Here is a 19,681-nt window from a genome sequence, read left to right as displayed (position 1 = left end):
TATGCAACGAGGATGCCATGGCCGGCGCCGATAGTTTTTCGCCACTGATCGAATCGCGGGCCGACCTCATCGAGGCCATGTCGCGCGGTGCCAAGCCGGAAGCGGAATGGCGCATCGGCACCGAGCACGAAAAGCACGTCTTTCACACCAATCCGCTGCGCCCCGTGACCTATGAAGGTCCGAACGGCGTTCGCGCTCTGCTCGATGGCGTCGAAAAAGAAACCGGTTGGACGCCGTTTTATGATGGCGAAAACCCGATTGGCCTCCGCAATGACGCCGTCGCCGGTGGAATTTCGCTCGAGCCCGGCGGCCAGTTCGAACTCTCCGGCGCGCCGATGGCGACGCTGCATGAGACCGCCGACGAAATGGCCGAGCATATGCGCGTCGCCAAAAAGGTCGCGGCCCCGCTCGATATTCATTTCCTTGGCCTTGGCGTCACCCCGCTCTGGGCAGTCAAGGACATTCCGGCCATGCCCAAGTCGCGTTATGGCATCATGACGCCCTATATGGACAAGGTCGGCAGTCTCGGTACGTCGATGATGTACCGCTCCTGCACGGTCCAGACCAATCTCGATTTTTCGAGCGAAGCCGACATGGTCAAGAAGCTGCGCGTCTCGGTTGCGCTGCAACCGATCGCCACTGCGCTCTTTGCCAATTCGCCCTTCGCCGATGGCCGCGATACTGGCTATCTCAGTTTCCGCAGCCATATCTGGCTCAACACCGACAATGCCCGCACCGGCATGCTGCCCTTCGCCTTCGATGAAGGTTTTGGCTTCGAGCAATATGCCGACCATGCGCTCGACGTGCCGATGTATTTTGTCATTCGCAATGGCGAATACGTCAACGTCGCCGGCGAAAGTTTCCGCGCCTTTTTGAAGGGTGAACTGCCGCAGCTCCCCGGCGAAAAGCCGACGATCAAGGATTGGGAAGATCACCTTTCGACCCTTTTCCCGGAAGTGCGCCTCAAGCAATTCCTCGAAATGCGCGGCGCCGATATGGGCGATGAAGCCCATGTTGTCGCGCTCTCTGCTTTCTGGACCGGCCTTCTCTACGATAGCGTCTCGCTCGAGGCGGCTTGGGAATTGGTCCGCAACTGGAGCGATGAAGACCGCGACTATCTCCGCCGCGAAGTGCCGCGCACGGGCCTCTCCACCGCTTTCGATCGGTCGAGTATTTTCGACGTCGCCGCCCAAGCCGTCGGCATTTCCGAAGCCGGCCTCGTCCGCCGCAACCGCCTTAACGCTACCGGCCAGGACGAAACCATCCACCTCGCGCCGCTCGAAGAAACCATCCGCACCGGCAAAGCCCCCGCAGAGCGATGGCTCGAAAAATTCCGCGGCGCGTGGAATCAGGATGTGACACCGGTCTTTTCTGAAGCGGAAATGTAGCGAAGGCAGGAATTCCTTGCCCTCCCGGCCACTTTCCTGCATCACGCCCGCAGCAAGAGCGTGGAGGCGAGAATGCGGGTTTTGGTCATCGGTTCGGGTGGACGTGAACATGCTCTCGCCTGGAAAATTGCCCAGTCGCCGCTCCTGACCAAGCTCTATTGCGCCCCCGGCAATGGCGGCACCGCCAATGTCGCGGAAAATGTCGCCCTCGACATTATCGACCACGCCGCCGTCATCGCCTTCGCCAAATCTCAAAACGTGGATTTCGTCGTCGTCGGCCCCGATGCCCAGGTGGTCGCCGGGCTCGGCGATGATGTCCGTACCGCCGGGATCACTTGCTTCTGCCCCTCGAAAGCCGCCGGCCAGCTCGAAGGCTCGAAGAGCTTTACCAAAGCCCTTTGCGACGAATTCGACATCCCGACTGCCGCCTATGCGCGCTTCGAAGATGAAGCCTCAGCCCTGGCCTATATCTACACCCAGGGCGCACCGATCGTAATCAAGGCCGATGGTCTTGCTGCGGGCAAAGGCGTGACGGTCGCCATGAGCGTCGAAGAGGCCGAAGAAGCCATTATCGATTGTTTCTCCGGCGCCTTCGGGGAATCCGGCACCGCCGTCGTCATCGAAGATTTCATGGAGGGCGAAGAAGTCAGCCTTTTCGTCCTATGCGACGGCGAAACGCTGCTACCGCTGACCACGGCCCAGGACCACAAGCGGGCCCATGATGGCGATACCGGCCCCAATACCGGCGGCATGGGCGCCTATTCGCCCGCGCCCGTCATGAGCGAGGAAGATTTTCACTTTGCCATGACCCGGATCGTCGAGCCGACGGCAAAGGGCCTCGCCAAGCGTGGCACACCCTATCAGGGCGTCCTCTATGCCGGTCTCATGCTCACCGACGAAGGCCCCAAACTCGTCGAATACAATGCGCGCTTCGGCGATCCTGAAACCCAGGTCATGATGATGCGCATGGACAGCGACCTGCTGCCGCTGCTGCTAGCGACCGCCAAAGGGGCCCTGAAAGGCCAGCACATCGTCTGGAAGGACGCCTATGCCTTGACCGTCATCATGGCGGCAAAGGGCTATCCCGGCTCCTACGAAAAAGGCAGCGAAATCCGTGGCGTCGATCGCCTCGACACCGATGACCTGACGGTCTTTCACGCCGGAACGAAGCGTGAAGGGGAGCGTTTAATTGCCAATGGCGGGCGCGTGCTGAATGTCACCGCGCTGGGCTCATCGGTGAAAGAGGCGCAAGGCCGTGCTTACCAAGGCGTTCACGCGATTGATTGGCCCGAAGGCTTTGCCCGGAGCGACATTGGATGGCGTCAGGCCGCCCGCGAAGCCTGAACCATTCTTCAATCTTACCGTCCTAAGCTCCTTGCGGACCGTCTTCGACGAGACGCCGCCCGAACGCCCGCCTACCCCGTTGCAATTGCGCGGCAAGGCTTTGGTTGAACGGCTGCGCTCCAAGGGAAGGGAGCGAGGCGGAATGACAACGATTTCCGGCCCCCGCATCGGCGTCGCCTTAGGTGGCGGCTCGGCGCGCGGGCTGACCCATATTCCCTATATCGAGGCCATGGACGAACTTGGCCTTCGGCCCTCCGTGATCTCGGGCACCTCGATCGGCGCACTGATCGGCTCAGGTTGGGCCGCCGGGATGACCGGTAAGGAACTGCGCGAGCATTCCTACGACGTGCTGGGCACGCTCCGCACCATCGCGACACGGCTCTGGTCGACGCAGATGAAGGGGCTCGGCGGTCTCCTCCGCAATGGCATCTCGATGCAGCTCGATCCGATGCACATCGTCGATGCCTTCACGCCGCCGAGTTTTCCCAATGAGTTCAGCGAACTCAAGATCCCGCTCTATGTGGTCGCGACGGATTTCCAATCCTGGCATCAGGTGGTGTTCAACTCCGGGCCGCTACGCCCGGCCATTGCCGGCTCGATCTCCATGCCGAGCATTTTCAAGCCCGTGATTCACGGCAATCACATCCTCGTCGATGGGGCCGTGGTCAATCCGCTGCCGCTCGATCAGGCCGATATCGGCACGGATTTCCTCATCGGCATCGACGTCAATGGCGACCCTTCAGCCGGCATTTCCAAGACCGACCATCGCCCGCTCGATATCTGGTTCGGCTCAGCGCAGATCATGATGCATTCACTGATCGCGCATTCGATGGCCGCCTATCCGCCGGACATTTATATTCGCCCGCATGTGGCCAGCTTCGGCGCCATGGAATTCTGGCGCGTGCGGGAAATGCTCACCCATGTGGAAACGGAGAAAGACCGCTTCAAACACATTCTGACCCGCAAGATCGAGGCCTATATCCAGAATAAGGTGGAGCCGATCGGGAGCGCGCGGCGCTGAAGACTAGAGGAGAGGCGCGCCTGGGAATGCGCTAGCGCGACACGCCTCTCCAATCAGGTCCGGTGCTGTACGAACACCCGGCCCAAACTTTTCCGGGACCCTATTCAAGCCGACGCGATGGCGCGCCGAACCCATAGGCCATCCCTAGATCCTCGACATAGACGACATCCGCCCGCGGCGGCATGGCCGGCATTTCGGCAAAGAGCAGCAGCATATGCGCGAGGGTCGCTACACCGAGCTTGCCGAAGATCCGGTCGATGTCGGCCGTCAATTCGTCGATCGACACGTCTCGCAAGAGCGCGATTTCAGGCAGAGACCGGCCACCTGCCAGCGCTTCCGCGATGGAAAACTCATCGCGCGTCAACTGTCGAAAATGTGCAGGGGCGCGCTCATCGCACGCGTCCTGATAGTCCAGAGTGATGTCGAGGGCGGACATCTCTTCGATCCCAGGGCAAGACCAAAACGTGCCGTGATGATAGCGCTTGGGGACGATCGTGAAAATTGTCAGGAATGCCACTGTGACATCTGCCATTGGCAATTTTGACATGTGGATTATTCCAATGGGAGAAATCTCGTCAGTAAAATAGGCATTTCCATCCAAGAATCGTATCATCCTGTGTTATATCGATTTTCGACGAGACTCTGGTGTGGGAAGCAATGCTCGCTCTTGCCGAACCCTATTTGACCGCCTTGGCCGCCGCCCGCACCGACAGCGATTTTGTCGAAATCGCCGGACGGCTGGCGCGCGACTTCGGCTTTCGCAGCACGTTTCTCGTCGAATATGGCGAGCGGCACCTTGCCGTGGTCCATGTTCTCGATAGCGATTCACGGCGGCTCGATTGGTGGAAAGATTATCTCTCAAGCGGCTTGCGGCAGTCGACATCCTATCTGCAGGGCATCATGGCGCGCTCACCGGTACAGCGCATGAGCCTTGATCGTTTCGGCGATCCCAACGATCCGCTACTGGGCTATGCGCGGCGCATGGATCTCGTCGATTTCACCATGATCCCGGTGAGCCACAATAATGAAGTGGTCGGCGTCGCCGGTTTCTGTGGCGATACCGAGCTCGACGAGCGGCATAAGGCCGCCTTGCAGATGATCGTTTACACGCTCTTCGCCCATGTGCGGCGGGATCGGCGCATGGGCATCGTGACCGCGCCCGAGCCGCTGACGCCACGCGAGCGCGAGGTGATCGGCCTCAGTGCCGAAGGGCTCACCTCTATCGAGATTGCGGAACGCCTGGGCCTCTCCGCCCGCACGGTCAACCAACACGTCGATAATGTCGCGGAAAAGCTCGGCACCAAGAATCGCGCCCACACGGTTGCCGAAGCCGTCCGCCACCGCATGTTTTGAGCGGTCAGCGAAGTTTTTTAAAAAAGTCCGTCAGCAGCGTCTCAGCCCGCGACGCAGACACCCCGCCGATGACCTCCGGCCGGTGGTGGCAAGTCTGCTGCTCGAAAAGCCGAATGCCATTCTCGACAGCCCCAGCCTTGGTGTCCTCAGCCGCAAAATAGACCCGCCGCACTCGCGCATGCGCGATAGCGCCCGCACACATGGCGCAGGGCTCGAGCGTCACATAGAGATCGCACCCATCGAGCCGCCCCGTGCCCCGCACCTCTAGGGCTTCCCGGATCGCCATCATCTCGGCATGGGCCGTGGGATCACGCAGCGCCTGCATCCGGTTACGCGCCGTCGCGAGTACTCGCTCCCCCTCCATCACCACTGCCCCTACAGGCGCTTCGCCATGCGCCGCTGCTTCTTCGGCAAGCGAGAGCGCAAGGTCCATGGGTGAGAGAGGCGGGATCATGGCCTTTCACTAGCCCGCAAGCTGTCGCCGAGCAAGAATGGGCACAAATCCTGATGCGGGTCGGAAAGTGCCGCGGCTTTCCCTATATTGGCCTCAAGGAGAATCGCCCTTGCCCATTCGCCAGCTTCCAGAAGACCTGATCAACCGCATCGCTGCCGGCGAAGTGGTCGAGCGACCGGCGAGTGTCGTCAAGGAACTGGTGGAAAATTCCATCGATGCCGGCGCGCGCCGCATCGTCATCGCCACAGCGGGCGGCGGCATCGATCTCATCCGCATTACCGATGACGGCCACGGCATGGACCGGACCGATCTTCTCCTCTCGGTCGAGCGGCACGCGACGTCCAAACTCTCGGCCGACGATCTCGACGATATCCGCACCCTTGGCTTTCGCGGCGAAGCCCTCGCCTCGATCGGTTCGGTCGCCCGCCTCACCGTCGCCTCGCGTCCCGCCGACGCCGAGTCTGGCCTCATCATCACAGTCGATAATGGTCGCCGCTCGGGCCCCGTGCCGCAGGCGATGAATCGCGGCACCGTCATCGAAGTCCGCGATATCTTCGCGCTCATTCCTGCCCGCCGGAAATTCCTCAAGAGCGCCCGCTCGGAAACGGCCGCGATCACCGATGTGGTCAAGCGCCTCGCCATGGCCAATCCCGAGATCCACTTCATCCTCGAGGGCAGCGATCGCAATCCATCAAACTGGCCGGCCGTCACAGGCGAAGGCGCCCTCGCCGCCCGCCTCGGCCAAGTCATGGGCGGCGATTTCATCGACAATGCCGTGCCCCTCGCCATGGCCCGCCACGGCGTCGTCGTCGCGGGGCTTGCCGGGCTCCCCACCTATACGCGTGCCAATTCGCTCTCCCAGTTCTACTTCGTCAACGGCCGCTCGGTGCGCGACAAGGTGCTGGTCGGCGCCATTCGCGCCGCCTATGCCGATTATGTCTTCCGCGATCGTTTCCCGGTCGTCGCGCTCTATCTCGCCGTCGACCCCGGCGCGGTCGACGTCAATGTTCACCCCGCTAAGGCCGAACTGCGCTTCCAGGATCAAGGCGCCATTCGTGGCGCCGTCATCCGTGCCATCGGCACGGCGCTGGCCGCCGCAGGGTTCAAGGCATCCACAAGCGTTGCCGAAGACATTCTGGGCGCCTTTACCGCACCGGAAATGGCCGAGGCTCCCGCTCCGGTCTACGAACCCGCGACCGGCTTCAACGATGCACCACGCGCAACGAGCTATAGCTATCGCGCCGAGGCCGCCCCGCTCTATCTCGACCGCGCCCCTGGCCGCCTCTCGGGCTTCACCGCCCCCAGCGGCCGCGTCGAAACCGTCATCGAACCCGCCGAACCGGTCGATTATCCCCTCGGCACCGCCCGCGCGCAGATGTTCGACAATTACATCATCGCCCAGAGCGACAAGGGCCTCCTCCTCGTCGATCAGCACGCCGCCCATGAGCGCCTGGTCTATGAGCGCTTCAAGGCCCAGATGGCCTCCGGCCCGGTCGCCAGCCAGGCGCAACTGATCCCGGTCATCGTCGAACTGCCTGAAGAAGACTGTGCCCGTCTCGAAGAGGCTGCCCCCGAACTCGAACGCTTCGGCCTCTATCTCGACCGCTTCGGCCCCCGCGCCATCGCCGTGCGCGAGACGCCGGCCCTCCTCGGCAATACCGATATTTCCGGGCTTGTCGGCGATCTCGCCGATGGCCTCGCCGAATGGGACAGTACCGCCGCGCTCAGCGACCGGATGGAAGCCATTATCGGCCGCATGGCCTGCCACGGCTCGGTGCGCTCCGGCCGCCGCCTCCGCGTCGACGAAATGAACGCCCTTCTCCGCGACATGGAAGCAACGCCCCATTCCGGCCAGTGCATCCACGGGCGCCCCACCTATGTGGAACTGAAAAAGGGCGACATAGAACGCCTTTTCGGGCGCAGCCGCTGATGCTCTGGTTCACGAGCGACAATCATTTCGCTGATCCCCGCGTCCTCCGCATCGACCGTCGCCCCTTCGCCAACATGCCCGAGCATGACGCAGCGCTGATCGCCAATTGGAATGCCGTCGTCGCGCCGGATGACGAGGTCTGGCACCTCGGCGACTTCGCGCGCGGCACCACCGAAGAGGTCGAAGCGCTCCTCGCCCAGCTCAACGGCACGAAGCACCTGATCATCGGCAACAACGATCCGCAAACAACGCTTGATGCGAAAGGCTGGGCTAGCATCCAGCATTATGTCGAGCTTACCATCGACGGGCAGCTCTTCGTCATCTGCCACTATCCCTTCCGCACCTGGAACAAGATGGGCAAGAAGTCGATCAATCTCCACGGCCATTCCCATGGCAAGCTGACGCCTATCCCGCGCCAGTTCGATGTCGGCGTCGACGCGCAGGACCTCCGTCCGCAGAGTATCGAAGACGTCATCGCGCGGCCGCGCCGCAAGGCAAAGACATGACCTCAGGTATTCACCACGTCACCCTGATCACTGGCGACGTCCAGGCCAATGTCGACTTCTATGTCGGCTTCCTCGGCCTCCGCCTCGTCAAGCGCACCGGCGGCTATGAAGACGCGCGCCAGCTTCATCTGTTTTATGGCGACTATGCCGCCAGCCCCGGCTCGCTCATCACCTTCCTCGTCTGGCAGGGCGGCTCAACGGGCCAGGCCGGCGCCGGCCAGGTCAGCGAACTCGCGCTCGCCATCGCCCCCGGTTCGATCGGCTATTGGCTCGAACGCGCCCTTACCCATCAGGTCAAGGTCGACGGGACAAGCCAGGAATTCGGCGAGACCGTCCTCCGTCTTCGCGATCCCGATGGCGTCATCGTCAAACTCGTCAGCGCCAATCTGCCCGCACTGACCATGCCTGCAACCGATATCCCCGCCGAACACGCCATCCGCCGCATACGCGGGGTGACGCTCCTCTCCGAAGTGCAGGAAGAAACCACGGCCTTCCTCACCCGCCATTTCGGCTTCCGCTCCGGCCCCGTCGAAGGCCCGATCCAGCGCCTCGTCTCTGACGTGGGCGATGTCCTCGACATCCGCGACGCCGCCGGCTTCTGGCCTGGCGCACCGGGCACCGGCACCGCCGACCACGTCGCTCTCCGCGCCAGCGACGCTGCAGCAGTCGAAGCCACCGCGACCGAATTGCAAAAACTCAATTCGAGCCTGACCAATTTCCACGACCGGCAATATTTCACTTCGCTCTACGTCCGCGAGCCCGGCAATGTTCTGATCGAAATGGCCAGCGACGGACCCGGCTTCACGCTCGACGAAACGCTCGAAAAACTCGGCCACACGCTCTTCATGCCGCCCAACACGCCCGATCCAGAAGCGATGGAAGTCATGCTGCCGCAGTTCGGCCTGCCCGGCGAAGAGCGCACCGTTTATCGCGACCTCATCTACAAGCACCGTTTCTTCACGCCCGAGGATGCAGACGGCACCACCATCGCTCTCCTCCATGGCACCGGGGGCGACGAAACCGACCTCATGCCGCTCGCGCACCGGGCCGCGCCGAAGGCGACTCTCCTCGGCCTCCGTGGTCGCTCGACCGAAAGCGGCGTGCAGCGCTGGTTCCGCAGCTTTGGCCCCTCGATCTTTGACCAGAAGGATATCCGTTTCGAATCCCGCGCCCTCGATGCCTTCTTCCAAGAAATCCGCAGCACCTATCGCCTCGAGCCGGAAAAGACCGTGGCCCTTGGCTATTCCAACGGCGCCAATCTCCTCGGCGCCGCCCTCTTTCTCCATCCCGGCGTCGTCCGTCGCGCCGTCCTGATCCGCCCCGTCATGGTGCTGGACGCGGTGCCGGAGACCGACCTCACCGGCACCAGCGTCCTCATTCTCCTCGGCGAGACCGATGCCTTCCGCCCTCAGGGCGAAAGACTCGCTGACGCGCTTCGTAACAATGGCGCAACTGTCGAGGTTCGCCTTATCGCCGCGGGCCACGACCTCAGTGACGAGGACGCGCCAGCGTTTGGGAATTGGCTTTCAGCCTAAGCCGCCTTGGGCCCGACATAGCGCGACTGCGGCCGGATCAAGCGTCCCTTCTCCACCTGCTCATGGCCATGGGCGAGCCAGCCGCCGACACGACCAGCAGCGAAGACGCCCGTAAACGCCTCGCGCGGAAAGCCCAGTGCTTCGAGCAGCAACGCCGTGAAAAACTCGACATTGGTTTCGAGCACGCGATCGGGCTTCCTGGCCTTGAGCAGCTTCAACGCCTCGCGCTCCACCGCTTCGGCCAGCGCCAGCCGCCCGGCATCCATCCCGCCCGCTGCGCCCAACCGCGCCAATGCGGCCTTGAGCGCATCTGCGCGGGGATCGCGCACACGATAGATCCGGTGACCAAAACCCATCAACCGTTCGCCGCGCGTCAGTTCGGCTGAGAGCCAAGCCTCTGCATTGCCAGGTGTTCCCACAGCATCAAGCATGTCGAGCACCGGCCCCGGCGCCCCGCCATGCAGCGGCCCTTTAAGCGCGCCGAGCGCCGCCAAGACCGCCGACGTGTAGCCCGCCCGCGTCGAAGCGACGACCCGCGCCGCAAAGGTCGAGGCATTGAGCCCATGATCCGAAACGGTCACGAGATAGGCATCGAGCGCCGCGGCGGCCTCCTTGCTCGGCGCCGCACCATTGAGCATGGCCAGCATATCGGCAGCATGACCAAATTCCGGGTTCGGCGCAATCGCCGCCCTCCCCGCTTTGCGCCGCACTAAAGCTGGCACGAACACGGCAGGCGCCGCCGCCAAGAGCAGCGCCGTTGCCGCATCCTCGCCATCCGGCAGCCGCGCCATCAGCGCACGTAGCCCCTCGGTGATCGACAGCGCCAGGATGCCATCATCGATCCAGGCCACCTCCGCAAAGGCGCGCAACCGCGCCATGCCCAGTTTGGATTTCAGTGTCGCGCCCGGCAGCAGGTCGCCGCCAAGCAAACCCAGCACGTCCTCCCATGACTTGTGCCCAGCCAGCTCCTCCAGGGTATATCCGCAAATTACCAGGCGGCCATTCAGCCCGTCGACCTCTGAAAGCGTCGTCTCAGCGGCAATGACATCATCCAATCCAGACATGTTGCGTCTCCTTCGTCTTTGACGATAGATTGGCCTTATCAAGATTGACGTCAATCTTGACGCAATTGATCAATGTGAGGCCCCATGAGCTGGATATCGGCCGATCAAGCCCTGAGTCTACTCGGCACCAAGCCGCAGACGCTCTACGCCAATGTCAGCCGCGGCCGCATCGCCGCGCGTCCTGATCCCGATGATCCTCGTCGCAGCCTTTATCGTCAGGACGATGTCGAGCGTCTCGCCGCGCGCCAAAAAGGCCGCCGCCCCGCAACGACCGTCGCCGCCGAAAGCATCGCCTGGGGCGAGCCAGTCCTCGAAACGGCGATCTCAACGGTCGCCAATGGACACTTTTATATTCGCGGTAAGGACGTCGCCGCACTCGCCAAATCCGCCACGCTCGAGGACATGGCGGCGTTACTCTGGAACACGTCCGGCCCCATCGACTTCGCCGCCATCACCAGCAGCGGCAGCAGCGCCGGCCTGATCGCGGCCTATCGACAGATCGCCGAACTCGCCGCCACGCAAATGCCGCCCATCGGTCGCGCCCGCAGCGTCTTGATCAAGGACGCGACCCTCGTCGTGTCGCTCGTCGCTTCGGCCATTACCGGCGCCCGTTCCGGTCCAGTCCACGAGCGCCTCGCTATGCAATGGCAGCGCCCCGACGCCGCAAACAGCCTCCGCTGCGCCCTCGTCCTCTTGGCCGAACACGAACTCAACGCCTCGACCTTTGCCGCCCGCGTCACAGCCTCAACCGGCGCACCTTTGGCCGCCGCGGTCCTTTCAGGCCTCGCAGCTTTATCTGGTCCCCTCCACGGCACCGCCAGCCTCAGCATGGGCGCCCTCGTCCGTGACGCCAAGCGCCACGGCGTCGAGGCCACGATTTCGAGCCTCCTCCGCCAAGGCCGCCCCCTGCCCTGCTTCGGCCACCGGCTTTATCCTGACCACGACATCCGCGCACCAGCACTAATGGCGACGTTCGAAGTCCCAAAACTCTTTGCAGAACTCGCCAAGGTCGGCGAAGCCATGAGCGGCGAAAAGCCGAATATCGACTTCGCCCTCTCCGCCTTAGTCGCGACCTGCGATCTCCCCGAAGACGCCCCGCTGCAAATCTTCGCGCTGGCGCGCAGCGTCGGCTGGCTGGCCCATGCGCTGGAGCAGATCGAAACCGGCGCGCTGATCAGGCCAAGGGCGCGGTATGTGGGCGTGCCGACACCCCCACCCAACCTCCCCCTCTAGGGGGAGGAGTGAATCGGGGCTCCCAAAAATCTCGGCAAACTCGATAGATCCCTCCCCCTACCAGGGGGAGGTTAGGTGGGGGTTATTCAGCCTCAGCCGAATACACTCGCTCCACGATCGGCCACACCAACCAGACTCCGGAACCCGGCAAACAACTCCCGGCCCATGCCAAAATGCTGCGGCCGCAGGTCTTCCAAGGCCGGGGTGCGCGAGAAGAATTCCTTCTCGTCGCCGAGGAAAGTCAGCGTGCCTTCATTGGCATCGAGCCGGATCATGTCGCCATCGCGGATCTTGCTGATCGGGCCGCCATCGACGGCTTCCGGGGTCATGTGGATCGCCGCCGGCACCTTGCCCGACGCGCCCGACATGCGGCCGTCCGTCAAAAGGGCGACCTTGAAGCCGCGATCCTGCAAAATGCCGAGCGATGGTGTCAGCTTGTGCAATTCCGGCATGCCGAGCGCCTTGGGGCCCGAAAAGCGCACAACAGCGATGAAATCACCAGTCAGTTCGCCCGCCTTGAACGCCGCCTGCATGCCATCCTGGCTATGGAACACGCGCGCCGGCGCTTCGACCACGCGATGCTCCGGCTTGACCGCGGAGACCTTGATCACCGAGCGGCCGAGATTGCCGGTCAGAAGTTTCAAACCACCCGTCTGCTGGAACGGCGTCTTGACGCTGGTCAAAACCTTGGGCAGCGCGCTTTCGGCCGGCGCCGGTTCGAAAGCGAGCTTGTTTTCGATCAACTTGGCTTCGACACTGTAATTGGACAGCCCCGCACCCCAGACGGTCTTGACGTCTTCGTGGAGATACCCGCCCTCGAGCAATTCGCGGATCATGAAGCCCATGCCGCCCGCGGCGTGGAAATGGTTCACGTCAGCAACGCCATTGGGATAGACGCGCGCCAGGAGTGGGGTCGCATCCGACAGGTCGCTCATATCGTCCCAGGTCACCTGCAGGCCCGCTGCCGCAGCCATGGCGATCAGGTGCATGGTGTGATTGGTCGAGCCGCCCGTCGCATGAAGGCCGACCAGCCCGTTGACGATGGCCTTTTCATCGACGATGTGGCCGATCGGCGTATATTCATTGCCCTGCGCCGTCAGCGACAGCGCCCGCTTGGTCGCCTCGCGCGTCAGCGCATCGCGCAGCGGCGTACCCGGATTGACAAAGCTCGCGCCGGGCAGATGCAGGCCCATGATTTCCATGAGCATCTGGTTCGAATTCGCCGTGCCATAGAAGGTGCAGGTACCCGCCGAATGGTAGGACTTGCTTTCGGCTTCGAGCAGTTCGGCCCGGCCAACCTTGCCCTCGGCATAAAGCTGGCGAACTTTTGCCTTTTCGTCATTGGGAATGCCTGACGGCATCGGGCCTGCAGGCACGAACACAGCCGGCAAGTGCCCAAAGGTCAGCGCGCCGATGACGAGGCCGGGCACGATCTTGTCGCAAATCCCGAGATAGACGCCGGCATCGAACATATTGTGCGAGAGCGCGATGGCCGTTGCCATGGCAATCACATCGCGCGAGAAGAGGCTCAAATCCATGCCCGGCTGGCCCTGGGTTACCCCGTCGCACATGGCCGGCACGCCGCCCGCCACCTGGGCCGTCGCGCCCATTTCACGCGCCGCTTCCTTGATGATGTCGGGATAGAATTGGTAGGGCTGATGCGCCGAGAGCATGTCGTTGTAGCTCGTGACGATGCCGAGGTTCAGCGTCTTGTTTCCGGCCAGCGCAGCCTTTTCCGAGGGCGCGCATGCGGCAAAGGCGTGGGCCAGGTTGCCGCAGGAAAGGCTCGAGCGATGCACGCCTGCTTCCCGGGCTGACTCGATGCGCGCGAGATAGTCGCGGCGCGTATCCTGGCTGCGGGCCGCAATGCGGTCGGTCACGTCCTTGATGGCCTGGCGGACGGTCATGGTCATTTCTCCATATAGGGCAAGGACGCGCCAAAGGGGGGGGCCGCTGGCGCGGAGAAGCCTTGCAACGATGACTAGCCACCAGGCGCGGCCGGAGCGGTCGATTGGGGACCGCCCCAGGGGCTCAAGGAGACCAGTAAACTGAAAGCGGCGCGCCCGAGCGCAGCACAGCGCGGATCGGCATCTCGTCGACCGGTCCGTCGCCGAGCGCCTTTTCGAGCACCGTGGCCTTTTCCTCTCCCTCGATGTGAAGATAGAGGCCATCGGTTTCCAAAAGGCGCGGCAGGGTAAAGGTGATGCGCGGTTCGCCCGCGCCCGGCGCGTGAATAGCAAGGGTCGGGCCCGTTGCCGTCAGCGCTTCGTCAAGCGTATCGCCGCCCGGAAAAAAGCTCGCCGTATGTCCGTCATTGCCCATGCCGAGGATCACGGCGGCAAAAGGCTTTGGCAGCGCGCCGACGAGTGCATTGGTCTTGGCCACGGCATCGGACGTCGGCTCGTCGCCACCCGAATATAGCGGCACGAACCGGGCGACGGCCGCCGGGCCTTGCAGCATCTTCTCGTTGACCAGCAGCGCATTGGAACGATCGCTGGTTTCGTCGACCCAGCGTTCATCGACCAAGGTCACGATGACCTTTGTCCAGTCGATGTCCCTGAACTTACCCAGCGCCATGAAGAACTTACCGGGCGTCGAACCACCACTGACGGCAATCGCCGCCTCGCCGCGCTCGGCAATCGCGGTGCGAATGCGATCGGCTACGGCTTCCGCCAATTCCTTGGCGAGGGTCGGCCGGTCGGCAAAGGTGCGGCGATCGAGGGTCACGAGAGCGCACCCTCATACCAGGAGCGGCCATCGCGCTCGATCAGCGCCACGGCGCCGCTCGGGCCCCAGGTGCCGGCCGTATAGGTCTGCGGCGGCTCGCTCGAGCGATCCCAGGCTTCGCGGATCGGATCGACCCACATCCAGGCCGCTTCCAATTCGTCGCGACGCATGAACAGCGTCTGGCTACCGCGCACCACGTCCATCAGGAGGCGCTCATAGGCCTCCGGCGTACGCTCGGCAAAAGTCTCGGCAAAGGAGAGGTTGAGCGGCACTTCGCGGAGGCGCATGCCGCCGGGCCCTGGATCCTTGATCATCATGAGGAGCTTGACGCCCTCATTGGGTTGGAGGCGCATGATCAGCTTGTTGGGCTTGGGCGCGCCCTCGGCATGGTCGAAGATCGAGTGTGGAATGGGCTTGAACTGGATGCAGATTTCCGAGACACGCTCGGCCATGCGCTTGCCGGTGCGGAGATAAAACGGCACGCCGGCCCAGCGCCAGTTGTCGATATTGGCCTTGAGCGCCACGAAGGTCTCGGTGCGGCTGCCCTTCTTTTCTTCCGGCAGTTCGTCCTGATAGCCGGCAACCGAAGTCGCTTCCGAGGACACGCCGCGATACTGGCCGCGCACGGTCGATTTGGCGACTTCGCCATTGACGATCGGCCGCAGCGCCCGCAGCACCTTCAGCTTTTCGTCGCGCAGCGCATTGGCTTCGTCCGAAGCCGGGGGCTCCATGGCCACAAGGCAGAGAAGCTGCAGCATGTGGTTCTGGATCATGTCGCGGAGCGCGCCGCTCTCGTCATAATAGCCGCGCGTACCGGCGCCGACGCTTTCGGCCACGGTCAACTGAACGTGGTCGATATGGGCCGAATTCCAGACTGGCTCGAAGAGCGTATTGGCAAAGCGCAGGGCCAGGAGGTTCTGCACCGTCTCTTTGCCGAGATAATGGTCGATGCGATAGACCTGATCTTCCTTGAAGATCTTGGCCACGCCGTCGTTGATTGCCTTGGACGAGGTGAGATCGTGGCCGAGCGGCTTTTCGATCACGACGCGCGCGTCGCGGCGATAAAGCTTCTTGGCCGCCAGATATTCGGCGATCGGCTCGAACAGGTCCGGCGCCACGGCGAGGTAAAAGGCGCGCACGATCTTTGGATCATTGCGCAGCGCCTTGCCGAGATCGCCCGATTCCTCGGGCTTCGAGGCATCAACCGGCACGTAGGTGCAGATCTTGACGAAGCGCTCGATGGTCGCTGCGTCCTGATATTCCTTTTCGACGAACTGGCTGATCGCATCGCGAACGGACGTCTGGAAATCGGCTTCGGTCAGCTTTGAGCGCGACGCGCCGATGATGCGGCTCTGTTCGTCGAACTGGCCGTCCTTGAAGCGGTGATAGAGCGCAGGAACGAGCTTGCGCTTGGTCAGGTCACCCGTGGCGCCAAACACCACATAGTCAAAGGGCTGGACGGGGATGATACGGCTGGACACGGGGCAAGGTCCCTAGTTTGAAGCGACATTTTGCTTGGCGAGGATGACCGCGCCATGCAGGGGCTCGAATTGCGGCAGGGCGACAAAGTCACCATAGCGTTCGGTGAGGCGCGGAAAGAGCCGCTGCCCAAGGCCACCAACAATGGCCATCACCTTGGCATCGTGCGATTTGAACCAGCGCACATAGGTGTCGATATAGCTCATCTGGATATCGAGCAATTTGAGCGCGACTGGATCGTTCCGCTCTAGATGTTCGAACCAGAGCGGCATGAGTTTGCCGAACTCGCCGGGCGCGCGGCCGATCAGGGCGTCATCGCACCCTTCGCTGTCATCGCGGCTCAAGAGTTTTAAATCCATTTCGGTGGCAAAAGACCAGGTCATCACGGCCTGATTATCGCCGCCCAGCGCAGCTACCACCGCTTCGGTCAGCGGCGAGCCTTCGACGAGACCGTCTTCTGCCTCGACGGCATAGCGCGCCAGTTCCCGGCCAAGAATCGCGCCCGACATCTGGTCGCCGATATGAAAGCCCCAGCCGCCAGCCTGATAGCGCTTGCCGCCAACGATCGACATGGCAGCAGAGCCGGTGCCGATGATAACGACCCCGCCTTCGCCGCCCGCAAGCGCGCCGGCATGGGCAATGTCGATATCGTCGTAAACTGTGACGCCGGCAAAGGGCCAAGCGCGCGCGGCGAACTCGGCCCGCGCCGTATCCATACGCCCACCCGCCATGCCGAAGCAGGCATAGGTATTGGCGGTCTCGGCATAGTCGATCCCGGCCGCTTTGAACACATCGCGGGTACCGTCGAGGATCGCCTTATAGGCCGGTTCACCATCGTCGATCTGCAGATTGGAACGGCCGTTCTTCACTTCGGCCAGCGTCACCAGATTTTCGTCGGCCAAACGCACGCGGCAATTGGTGCCACCGCCGTCAACGCCAAGATAATATCGGGCCACGCGGTTTCTCCGTGAAAGGGATGGGGCTGCTTGATTCGGCGCGAAGCGGCGTTCACCCGAAGCGGCCACACCCTAAGGTGTCAGTTTCGCGCGGACCATAGTGCGAAAGAAGCTAAGACGAAAGTAGTATAAGGCAGAAAAACGACCACCTTCTCATCGCTGCGGTCCGATTATTCCTGCGGCTGCACCGCGGCCCGGCCGAGATCGGTCAGGCCATAGATGCCCCGGCTTTCCCGCACGAACCAGCCATAGACATTGCTCCGCAGAATCGTTGCGGCCCGCGCCACGAGTGGCTTCAATTGTTTCGGGCTCTGCGACCCGCTCAAAAGTGCCGTGGCGCAGAGGATGCAGTCTTGCCGATAGGCGGTCATGATCGGCTTGCCGCGTCCCCCGCCCTTTTGCGGATCACCGATGCGCCGCTTGTGTTCGTCAAGAAGGCGCGATCGCTTCTTGGCATCCTTGCGTGGCGTCACCGCAAAGGGCGCCACCACGACATTGACCGCTCCAGCCTCGGAAACCGTCAGCATCCCAAAGCCCAGCCGCCGGCAGAGATTGCGAAAACGCGCATCGTGCTCGCGCCCCTTCGCTGTTTTCGCCGCCCGCGCCGCGAGCCACACTTCATCGGTATAGGTCGCGCGCTGCACCGCCTGCATGACAAGCTCGAGATTGAAGGCCAGCTTCATTTCGCAAACGACGATCACTGGCGGATCGTCATTGGTCACCCCGACCAGATCGCATCCATTGACCTCGCCCTTGACCACATATCCCGCGCTTTCCATAAAGGCTTTGAGCGGCAGATAGAGGTCGGTTTCGGCCATGGGCGCGTTCATATCCATATGCGTTTGAGCCTCATCTAACTGAGTCTCTCACTCAGAACAGCAGCCGGCTTACCTCCATCCATTTCACGAAACCCGGGAACATCTCGGCCCCGCAAATGGTTTTGAGACGTCTTGCTGCCGCGCTGGTGGCGGCGGCATGCGGAGGAGACTTCCATGCGGCACACATTGGTTTTGGGTGGAGCCCGGTCTGGCAAGACCGCCTTTGCCGAACGACTGGCCATGCGCTCAGGCAGCAAACCGCTCTATCTCGCAACCACCGAAGCGCTTGATGATGACATGCGCGACCGCGTGCAAAGCCATCGCGCCCGCCGCGCCGGCCGGTTCGATCTGCGCGAGGAGCCCATGCAGATCTCGCACGCCATTCTCCAGGCAGGCGAAAAGCACGATGTCATCCTGATCGATTGCGTAACGCTCTGGATCAACAACATGCTCGTATCGGGCGAGGACGTCGCGACTGCCGTCAGCGAACTTTGCGCCACGCTCGTCGAATTCAAAACCTCGAAAGTCGTGCTCGTCAGCAATGAACTCGGTCTCGGCATCAGCCCAGAAGATCCCCTGACCCGCACTTTTCGCGATCTGGCCGGCTCGACCCATCAACGCCTCGGCGAAATCTGCGACGATGTCTACTTCATCGCCGCCGGCCTGCCGCTCACTCTCAAGGGCGAGACGCCGCCGATCGAAAACTGACAGAAATATTCGCGGGCTTTTGAGGGACATTCACCGATCCCTCGAGAAGAAAGCATGCGAGATCAAGGGCTTGCCCTGCGCCCGCCCAGATAGAAATGCTTCTGAAAATCACTCGCAAATACAAGCACTTGCGGGCAGAAGACATTGCCGCTATGGGCCGCGCTCACGCTTGCGGAGTTCCCATCATGGCCGTCACCAATAGAACGCTGACCATAGCGGCGATCAGCCTCGGCGTCGGCATCCTGGTGCTTGGCCTAAAACTCCTCGCCTGGCGCTTCACAGGCTCGATCGCGCTTTATTCCGATGCGCTGGAATCAATCGTCAACGTCGTCACCGCCATTCTGGCGCTGATCGCCGTGCGCCTCTCGCAGCGCCCGGCCGACGCCTCCCTGCCCTATGGCTATCACAAGGCTGAATATTTTTCGGCTGTGCTCGTTGGCGTCATGATCATCGTCGCCGCGATTCTGATCCTCCGCGAAGCCTATTTTGGCTTCATCAATCCCGAGCTCCCCGAGGCGCCCGTCGAAGGCATTGCCATCAGCGTCTTCGCGACCCTCATCAATCTCGGTTGGGCGCAATATCTCCGCCGCTATGGCAATCGCGTCCGCTCCCCGGCGCTCGTTGCCGACGCCAAGCATCTGATGACCGATGTGGTCTCGACCTTCGGCGTTATCGTCGGCCTCGCGCTCGTCTACATGACCGGCATTGCCGCGCTCGACGCAGTCCTCGCCGCCCTCGTTGCGCTCAACATTCTCTGGTCCGGTTGGGGCGTCATTCGCGAAAGCGTCGGTGGCCTCATGGACGTCGCCGTGCCGCCCGAAACCCAGAAATCCATTCGCGACGTCATCGCCCAGAACGCCGATGGCGCCATCGAAGCCCATGACATCCGCACCCGCCAGGCCGGCAAGCTGACCTTCATCGACTTCCACCTCGTCGTCCCCGGCGCCATGACCGTCGATACCGCCCACAAAATCTGCGACGACATCGAAGCCAAGCTGCGCGAAGCCGTCGAAGACGTGCAGATCACTATCCATGTCGAGCCCGAGAACAAGGCGAAGCATGCAGGGATCGTGGTGCTATAAGCGATAGGCAAGGCCCCCTCACCCGCCGGCAAACGCCGTCGACCTCTCCCCCCAGGGAGAGGTGGGAGTTTGCCTATGTCGCG

Annotated in this window: 18 protein-coding genes; 10 read left to right on the top strand and 8 right to left on the bottom strand. The window is 62.5% G+C overall.

Features of this window, described 5'->3' with window-relative positions; translation table 11 throughout:
* Positions 1-17 precede the first annotated feature (17 nt).
* The 3 genes from ASG47_RS05855 to ASG47_RS05845 all read left to right on the top strand — a co-directional run bounded on the left by ASG47_RS05855 (position 18) and on the right by ASG47_RS05845 (position 3,753).
* Entirely contained in the window at positions 18-1,388 is a 1,371-nt protein-coding gene (locus tag ASG47_RS05855) for a glutamate--cysteine ligase (protein WP_061907792.1), read from the top strand.
* A gap of 72 nt (positions 1,389-1,460) precedes the next feature.
* Positions 1,461-2,732, top strand: a complete 1,272-nt coding sequence (gene purD / locus ASG47_RS05850) for a phosphoribosylamine--glycine ligase (protein WP_061907791.1) — start codon at positions 1,461-1,463, stop codon at positions 2,730-2,732.
* Positions 2,733-2,874: 142 nt separating this feature from the next.
* Positions 2,875-3,753, top strand: a complete 879-nt coding sequence (locus ASG47_RS05845; protein ID WP_061907790.1) for a patatin-like phospholipase family protein — start codon at positions 2,875-2,877, stop codon at positions 3,751-3,753.
* A gap of 100 nt (positions 3,754-3,853) precedes the next feature.
* Here the strand turns inward: ASG47_RS05845 and ASG47_RS05840 are convergent, their stop codons facing one another.
* Positions 3,854-4,300: a helix-turn-helix transcriptional regulator gene (locus tag ASG47_RS05840; protein ID WP_156464003.1), complete on the bottom strand. Its 447-nt coding sequence runs from the start codon at positions 4,298-4,300 to the stop codon at positions 3,854-3,856.
* 98 nt (positions 4,301-4,398) lie between these two features.
* Between ASG47_RS05840 and ASG47_RS21055 the strand changes: the two genes are divergently transcribed.
* Positions 4,399-5,106 (top strand): LuxR C-terminal-related transcriptional regulator, encoded by a 708-nt coding sequence (locus tag ASG47_RS21055; protein WP_156464002.1) that lies wholly within the window; start codon positions 4,399-4,401, stop codon positions 5,104-5,106.
* Between the two features lie 4 nt (positions 5,107-5,110).
* Here the strand turns inward: ASG47_RS21055 and ASG47_RS05830 are convergent, their stop codons facing one another.
* The gene (locus tag ASG47_RS05830; protein WP_061907787.1) at positions 5,111-5,560 is read right to left on the bottom strand and encodes a nucleoside deaminase; all 450 of its coding nucleotides are present in this window, start codon (positions 5,558-5,560) and stop codon (positions 5,111-5,113) included.
* 109 nt (positions 5,561-5,669) lie between these two features.
* Between ASG47_RS05830 and mutL the strand changes: the two genes are divergently transcribed.
* Genes mutL through ASG47_RS05815 form a run of 3 tightly spaced genes read left to right on the top strand, consistent with a single transcriptional unit; the run spans position 5,670 to position 9,531 of the window.
* Positions 5,670-7,490 (top strand): DNA mismatch repair endonuclease MutL, encoded by a 1,821-nt coding sequence (gene mutL, locus ASG47_RS05825; RefSeq protein WP_061907786.1) that lies wholly within the window; start codon positions 5,670-5,672, stop codon positions 7,488-7,490.
* Positions 7,490-7,996 carry a metallophosphoesterase family protein gene (locus ASG47_RS05820; RefSeq protein WP_061907785.1) on the top strand — a complete coding sequence of 169 codons (507 nt, stop codon included), beginning with the start codon at positions 7,490-7,492 and terminating at the stop codon, positions 7,994-7,996. The genes mutL and ASG47_RS05820 overlap by 1 nt, the downstream gene beginning before the upstream one ends.
* Positions 7,993-9,531, top strand: a complete 1,539-nt coding sequence (locus tag ASG47_RS05815) for a VOC family protein (RefSeq protein WP_061907784.1) — start codon at positions 7,993-7,995, stop codon at positions 9,529-9,531. The genes ASG47_RS05820 and ASG47_RS05815 overlap by 4 nt, the downstream gene beginning before the upstream one ends.
* Here ASG47_RS05815 and ASG47_RS05810 read toward each other — a convergent pair.
* Positions 9,528-10,595 carry a citrate synthase gene (locus tag ASG47_RS05810; RefSeq protein WP_061907783.1) on the bottom strand — a complete coding sequence of 356 codons (1,068 nt, stop codon included), beginning with the start codon at positions 10,593-10,595 and terminating at the stop codon, positions 9,528-9,530. The genes ASG47_RS05815 and ASG47_RS05810 overlap by 4 nt on opposite strands.
* A gap of 84 nt (positions 10,596-10,679) precedes the next feature.
* Between ASG47_RS05810 and ASG47_RS05805 the strand changes: the two genes are divergently transcribed.
* A complete protein-coding gene (locus ASG47_RS05805) occupies positions 10,680-11,828 on the top strand; it encodes a citrate synthase (RefSeq protein ID WP_061907782.1) in 1,149 nt (382 codons plus the stop codon).
* A 92-nt stretch (positions 11,829-11,920) separates the two neighbouring features.
* On the opposite strand, the gene edd is transcribed toward ASG47_RS05805, so the two are convergent.
* The 5 genes from edd to ASG47_RS05780 all read right to left on the bottom strand — a co-directional run bounded on the left by edd (position 11,921) and on the right by ASG47_RS05780 (position 17,808).
* Positions 11,921-13,735 (bottom strand): phosphogluconate dehydratase, encoded by a 1,815-nt coding sequence (gene edd / locus ASG47_RS05800; RefSeq protein WP_061908081.1) that lies wholly within the window; start codon positions 13,733-13,735, stop codon positions 11,921-11,923.
* Between the two features lie 124 nt (positions 13,736-13,859).
* Complete coding sequence (gene pgl / locus ASG47_RS05795; protein ID WP_061907781.1) at positions 13,860-14,555, bottom strand: 6-phosphogluconolactonase; 696 nt, start codon at positions 14,553-14,555, stop codon at positions 13,860-13,862.
* On the bottom strand, positions 14,552-16,036 hold the full coding sequence (gene zwf / locus ASG47_RS05790; protein ID WP_061907780.1) for a glucose-6-phosphate dehydrogenase: 1,485 nt from the start codon (positions 16,034-16,036) through the stop codon (positions 14,552-14,554). The genes pgl and zwf overlap by 4 nt, the downstream gene beginning before the upstream one ends.
* Positions 16,037-16,048: 12 nt before the next feature.
* Positions 16,049-16,990, bottom strand: a complete 942-nt coding sequence (locus ASG47_RS05785; protein WP_061907779.1) for a BadF/BadG/BcrA/BcrD ATPase family protein — start codon at positions 16,988-16,990, stop codon at positions 16,049-16,051.
* 170 nt (positions 16,991-17,160) lie between these two features.
* Positions 17,161-17,808, bottom strand: coding sequence for a DUF2161 domain-containing phosphodiesterase (locus tag ASG47_RS05780; protein ID WP_061908080.1), 648 nt, complete (start codon positions 17,806-17,808; stop codon positions 17,161-17,163).
* A 174-nt stretch (positions 17,809-17,982) separates the two neighbouring features.
* Here ASG47_RS05780 and cobU point away from each other — a divergent pair, with 174 nt between their 5' ends.
* The gene (cobU, locus tag ASG47_RS05775) at positions 17,983-18,516 is read left to right on the top strand and encodes a bifunctional adenosylcobinamide kinase/adenosylcobinamide-phosphate guanylyltransferase (RefSeq protein ID WP_061907778.1); all 534 of its coding nucleotides are present in this window, start codon (positions 17,983-17,985) and stop codon (positions 18,514-18,516) included.
* Positions 18,517-18,701: 185 nt separating this feature from the next.
* The gene (locus tag ASG47_RS05770) at positions 18,702-19,598 is read left to right on the top strand and encodes a cation diffusion facilitator family transporter (protein WP_061907777.1); all 897 of its coding nucleotides are present in this window, start codon (positions 18,702-18,704) and stop codon (positions 19,596-19,598) included.
* Positions 19,599-19,681: the final 83 nt, after the last annotated feature.

Source organism: Devosia sp. Leaf420 (genome assembly GCF_001425445.1).
In the GTDB taxonomy this organism is placed as follows: domain Bacteria; phylum Pseudomonadota; class Alphaproteobacteria; order Rhizobiales; family Devosiaceae; genus Devosia.
This window is presented reverse-complemented; position numbering and strand designations above follow the sequence as displayed.